We start from the raw sequence: 3,530 nt of genomic DNA, 5'->3' as shown, positions 1-3,530 counted from the left end.
CCAACGGCAAGGGCCAGCGCAAGACGCGCGCGCTCAAGCGCCTCAAGGTGGTCAACGCGTTCCTGACGACGACGAACAGCCCGGTGGGCATGGTCCTGGACGCCGTCCCGGTCATCCCCCCGGACCTGCGTCCGATGGTGCAGTTGGACGGTGGCCGCTTCGCGACCTCCGACCTCAACGACCTGTATCGCCGGGTCATCAACCGCAACAACCGCCTCAAGCGTCTGCTTGATCTCGGTGCGCCTGACATCATCGTGAACAACGAGAAGCGCATGCTTCAAGAGGCCGTGGACGCGCTGTTCGACAACGGCCGTCGCGGTCGCCCCGTCACGGGTCCCGGAAACCGTCCCCTCAAGTCCATCTCGGACATGCTCAAGGGCAAGCAGGGTCGTTTCCGTCAGAACCTGCTCGGCAAGCGCGTCGACTACTCGGGTCGTTCGGTCATCGTGGTCGGCCCGCAGCTCAAGCTGCACCAGTGTGGTCTGCCCAAGCAGATGGCGCTCGAGCTGTTCAAGCCGTTCGTCATGAAGCGACTGGTGGAGCTCAACCACGCGCAGAACATCAAGTCTGCCAAGCGCATGGTCGAGCGCAGCCGCCCGGAGGTGTGGGACGTCCTCGAAGAGGTCATCCGCGAGCACCCCGTGTTGCTGAACCGCGCGCCGACGCTGCACCGCCTGGGCATCCAGGCATTCGAGCCTCAGCTCGTGGAGGGCAAGGCCATCCACCTGCACCCGCTCGTGTGTGCCGCGTTCAACGCCGACTTCGACGGTGACCAGATGGCAGTTCACCTGCCGCTGAGCTCCGAGGCGCAGGCTGAGGCCCGCATCCTCATGCTGTCGAGCAACAACATCCTGAAGCCGTCGGACGGCCGTCCGGTGACCATGCCCTCGCAGGACATGATCATCGGCCTGTACCACCTGACGCTGCTGAAGGAAGGCTCGAAGGGCGAGGGGCTGGCGTTCGGCTCGGAGGCGGAGGCCCTCATGGCCCTCGACTCCGGCATCATCGACCTTGGCTCGGAGATTACGCTGCGCGTCGACAGCGACACGATTCCGCCTGTGGGCTGGGTTGCGCCGGAAGGCTGGACGGAGGGTGAGGCGATGAGCCTCAAGACCACCCTCGGCCGCGCGATCTTCAACGGCTTGCTGCCCATCTCCTACCCTTACGTCAACCGCAATGTCGACAAGAAGGTGCTGGGCGACATCGTCAACACCTTGGCGGAGCGTTACGAAAAGGTCGAGGTGGCGGCGTCGCTCGACGCTCTCAAGGCGGCGGGCTTCCACTGGGCCACCCGTTCGGGCGTCACGATCGCCATCAGCGACGTGGCCACTCCCGCCAACAAGCAGGAGATCCTGGACCGCTATGAGACGCTCGCCGCGAAGGTGCAGGACCAGTACGAGACCGGTCTGATCACCAACCCGGAGCGTCGTCAGGAGCTCATCGAGATCTGGACGCGTGCGACCAACGAAGTCGACGTCGAGATGCGCAAGTCCTTCCCGAAGTACAACACGGTGCAGACAATGGTCGGCTCCGGTGCTCGCGGTAACTGGATGCAGGTGCGTCAGATCGCCGGTATGCGTGGGCTGGTGTCGAACCCGAAGGGCGAGATCATCCCACGTCCGATCAAGTCGAACTACCGCGAGGGCCTGTCCGTTCTCGAGTACTTCATCGCAACGCACGGTGCCCGCAAGGGCCTGGCCGACACCGCGCTGCGTACCGCCGACTCGGGTTACCTGACCCGACGCCTGGTGGACGTGTCGCAAGACGTCATCGTGCGCGAGGACGACTGTGGCACCGAGCGTGGCCTGACCATGCCGATCGTCGAGCGTGACGCCGCTGGCAACGTCCAGTGGCACGAGCGCGTGGCGACGTCCGTGTTCGCTCGCACCATCGCGACCGATGTGGTCGACGCGGAAGGCACGGTGCTCGCCAAGGCGGGTGTCGACGCCGGCGACGTGCTCATCGATGCCCTGATTGCCGCTGGCGTGGAAGAGGTCAAGGTCCGTTCGGTCCTCACGTGTGAGTCGGCGGTGGGCACGTGTGCCCGCTGCTACGGTCGCTCGCTCGCTACCCGCGAGCTCGTCGACATCGGCGAGGCCGTCGGCATCATCGCGGCCCAGTCGATCGGTGAGCCTGGCACGCAGTTGACGATGCGTACCTTCCACACCGGTGGTGTTGCGTCGGCAGAAGACATCACGCAGGGCCTGCCCCGCGTCCAAGAGCTGTTCGAGGCCCGCACACCCAAGGGTGAGGCCCCGATCGCCGAGGTCGCCGGCAAGCTCAAGCTGGATGACTCGGAGGCCACGCGTCGCTTGGTCATCACGCCCGACAATGGTGACGAGGAGATCGCATACCCCGTCACCAAGCGTTCGCGCCTGCTCGTCCAGGACGGCGAGCACGTCGAGGTGGGACAGCAGCTGGTCTTCGGTGCTGTCGACCCCAAGAACGTGCTACGCATCCTCGGACCGCGCGCCACCCAGAAGCATCTGGTGGACGAGGTTCAGCAGGTGTACCGCTCGCAGGGTGTGGAAATCCACGACAAGCACATCGAGGTCATCGTGCGGCAGATGCTGCGTCGCGTGACCGTACTTGAGGCCGGCGAGACCAGCCTGCTTCCGGGTGAGCTTGCGGAGCGCGCGCGCTTCGAGCGGCTCAACCGCGAGACGGTGACCAAGGGCGGCAAGCCCGCATCGGCCCGTCCCGAGCTCATGGGCATCACCAAGGCTTCCCTTGCGACCGAGTCGTGGCTGTCCGCCGCATCGTTCCAGGAGACCACCCGCGTCCTCACCGAGGCTGCGCTGTCCGGCAAGTCGGACCCGCTGCTCGGCCTCAAGGAGAATGTGATCCTCGGAAAGCTGATCCCCGCCGGCACCGGCCTGCACCGCTACCGCGGCGCCACGGTCGAGCCGACCGAGGAGGCCAAGGCAAACCTGTTCCCGACGTTCGGGTACGAGGAATGGGACGGTCAGTTCTTCTCGGAGGGCACCGGCGAGGCCGTGCGACTCGAGGAGTTCAACTTCCCGCGCGACTAGATCCATTCACTCGAAGGCCCCCGGCGCTCACGCAGAGCGGCGGGGGCCTTCGTCGTGCAGTGCCCCCACCTCCTGAGCGTGCGAAGAAATCACGCCGGATCCCTTGCCACCGGCGGCTTGCCGGCCGATAAGAAGGACAACAACGTCGGTCACGCTGAGGGAGGCCGAAACATGGTCACGTTTCTTGCGTGGTGGACCGGGGGAGCCATCGTCGCTTGCTCGGGCATCACCGCGTGGGTCATGCGCCACAACGCTCACGTGTACTAGCGGGAGCGCGGGGGGAGCGGTCCGCTGAGCGCGTGCTGACGCGCACGGTGCGGTGCGCGGGGGGCCTTCGGCATGGGACTCATCCGACGGCCGAGAGTCCGGTATCATAGACAGTCGAGGGTGCACGCTTGCCGCGCCCACGAGATGTTGATCATCCGCTTTGACGGCAGGCGTGGCGCCAGGTATCGTTGATGCTCGTGCCCGCGTCGTCGGGCCCTCACGCGCGCCCTT

At 65.8% G+C, this 3,530-nt stretch carries 2 protein-coding genes; both read left to right on the top strand.

The annotated features are described in order from the left end of the window. A partial coding sequence (gene rpoC / locus QZZ29_RS02305) for a DNA-directed RNA polymerase subunit beta' (RefSeq protein ID WP_291381054.1) occupies window positions 1–3,032 on the top strand: 3,032 nt, incomplete at its 5' end. A gap of 78 nt (window positions 3,033–3,110) precedes the next feature. Next, window positions 3,111–3,299 (top strand): hypothetical protein, encoded by a 189-nt coding sequence (locus QZZ29_RS02300; protein WP_291381053.1) that lies wholly within the window; start codon window positions 3,111–3,113, stop codon window positions 3,297–3,299. The last annotated feature ends 231 nt before the right edge of the window (window positions 3,300–3,530 follow it).

The organism is Demequina sp., assembly GCF_016278765.1.
Classification (GTDB): domain Bacteria; phylum Actinomycetota; class Actinomycetes; order Actinomycetales; family Demequinaceae; genus Demequina.
This window is presented reverse-complemented; position numbering and strand designations above follow the sequence as displayed.